This window comes from Skermanella sp. (assembly GCF_059503625.1).
The window spans coordinates 1-2,248 of record NZ_JCACHA010000476.1; the positions used below are offsets into that span (position 1 = coordinate 1).

2 protein-coding genes are annotated in these 2,248 nt (G+C 60.5%); one reads left to right on the forward strand and one right to left on the reverse strand.

The window, feature by feature from the left end; all coding sequences use genetic code 11:
- Positions 1–772, reverse strand: a 772-nt coding sequence (locus tag AC5JJ6_RS10440; RefSeq protein WP_496041974.1) for an asparagine synthase family amidotransferase, incomplete at its 3' end; no start/stop codon positions are given.
- Between the two features lie 565 nt (positions 773–1,337).
- Here AC5JJ6_RS10440 and AC5JJ6_RS10445 point away from each other — a divergent pair.
- Positions 1,338–2,009, forward strand: a complete 672-nt coding sequence (locus AC5JJ6_RS10445; protein ID WP_496041975.1) for an OmpW/AlkL family protein — start codon at positions 1,338–1,340, stop codon at positions 2,007–2,009.
- The last annotated feature ends 239 nt before the right edge of the window (positions 2,010–2,248 follow it).

Consider the following 2,248-nt stretch of genomic DNA (forward strand, 5'->3'; position numbering starts at 1 on the left):
CCAGACGCCGCTCCACCGCCTTCCGCAACGTTTGCAGCACCAAATCCTGCCAGTCGGACTCGGACAGGCTCTCGTCGCCCTTCTGCGGTCCGAAGCTGACGGTCCAGTAGACCTCCTCGCGCCTGGTGCCGTCGGCCTCGATGGTCAGCAGCGTGGCCGGCGGCAGCTTGCGGACCCCCTTCAGGATCGTCATCGGCGCCGGGACGACGGCGTGGAAGCTCATGTAGTGGTGCAGCGCTTCCGGATCGATGTCGGTATCGATCCCGCCGCCGGCCAGCAGGGCCGGCAGGGTGGACGCGAACCGGATCATGCCGGGCGTCTCCGCCAGATAGAGCGGCTTGATGCCCAGGCGGTCGCGGCCCAGGACGACCTTGCCGCTGTCCCGCTCCCAGATCGCGAAGGCGAACATGCCGTAGAGCCTCTCGACGAAACGCGGCCCCCAGGCATGATAAGCCTTCAGCATGACCTCGGTATCGCCGTGGGAGAAGAACCTGTAGCCCTGCCCTTCAAGCTCGGCGCGCAGTTCCGGATAGTTGTAGATGCAGCCGTTGAAGACGATGGTCAGGCCAAGGTCCGGGTCGACCATGGGCTGCTGGGCGGCATCGGACAGATCGATGATCTTCAGGCGGCGATGTCCGAACGCCACGCGGCTCTGGGCGAAGACGCCGGCACTGTCGGGACCGCGGGGAGCCAGAACCTCGGCCATGGCCCCGACGGCCCGGCTGCTGGCGGGATTTCGATCGAGCCTGATTTCACCGCAGATGCCACACATGGGTTTTCCGATCTCCTTGGCCTGATGATGGGGCCTGATGGTGGTGCCTGATAGTGCTGCCATCCCCCCGGGGGCCGCGCCATACTGTGGCGCAATCGCAACGGGTCCGAGGAAGTGTTGCCCGCGACGGACGACATGGATGCGCAGCCGCCTGTCTCAACGCCTGACTGAGCCATAAACGCATTCAAGCCAAATAGGTTTCGATACGGCCCACATCTACCAGCGGCCGGTACAGTACAGTAAACTTTATTGAAGATTACATACCCACACAAACAACGAAGTCCTCAATCAGTCAGGACTTCCCAATTTATTATTATTTGCCAGCAAATATTGTTGCACAAAATTCCATCACTATACCCGTCTGATGCCTCTTTGATCGCATCAGGTTTCCCGGTTGCGGATTAATGATACTCAACCTGCTGCAACATAAACGTTCTTGCGGCTGATTGTAATCCAATCGTATTAATACCAAACCTTGGAAGGCCTATGACGTATGTGGTAAACACCTGCTCCTGAGAGAAACAAGCCTGTTTCGAAAAAATCAAAGAGCAATGGAGTGTCGCAAATGTCTCGTTCCTGGCGTGTCGCCTGTGCCGTTTCCGCCCTGACCGCAGCCCTGTATGCCGCGGGCACTCCGGCTCCGGCCAGCGCCGAGGAAATCGCCTTCAAGCCGAAGGCCGCCGGTGACATCAACATCCGCCTGCGCGGCATCGGCGTCGTTCCGACCGAGCGTGGCGACATCAAGACCGCCAGCGGCGTCGACACCACCCTTAACACCCGCCTCGGCAACGCCTACGTTCCGGAAGTCGACGTCTCCTACTTCCTGACGCCGAACATCGCTCTCGAGCTGATCGCCGCCACCACCAGGCATGAAGTCGATGCCTCCAACGGCCTCGACATGGGCAGCGTATGGCTGCTGCCGCCGACCCTGACGGTGCAGTACCACTTCGCCCCGACCGCGCGCTTCAGCCCCTATGTCGGCGCCGGCCTGAACTACACCATCTTCTACAACGAGAAGAAGGGCGCCCTGCGCTCGATCAGCTACGACGACAACATCGGCTACGCCCTCCAGGCCGGTATCGACTATGCCATCGCCGGCGCATGGTCGCTCAACCTGGACGTCAAGAAGCTGTGGCTGAACACCGACGTCAAGGCCAACCTGGGCGGCACCGCCCTGAAGGCCGACGTGGACATCAACCCCTGGATCTTCGGCGTCGGCGTCGGCTATCGCTTCTAGTTCCCGATCCGGCCTCGAAACCGGATGAAGAGAACGCGGCGGACTCCGGTCCGCCGCGTTTTCATTTGCGTGGGTTGTTCTGACATATCGCTGGCATAATATCAGGGACCGAAGTAGTTGACTGATGAAAACGCTCCTGCCGTAGGGCGGTCAAAAGCGAAGAGGCAGCTGAAAAGAACGCGCGTCAAAGTCCGGTGCCCCGTCGAGTTATACCCACCTAACCGGGTGAAGTATTAGCA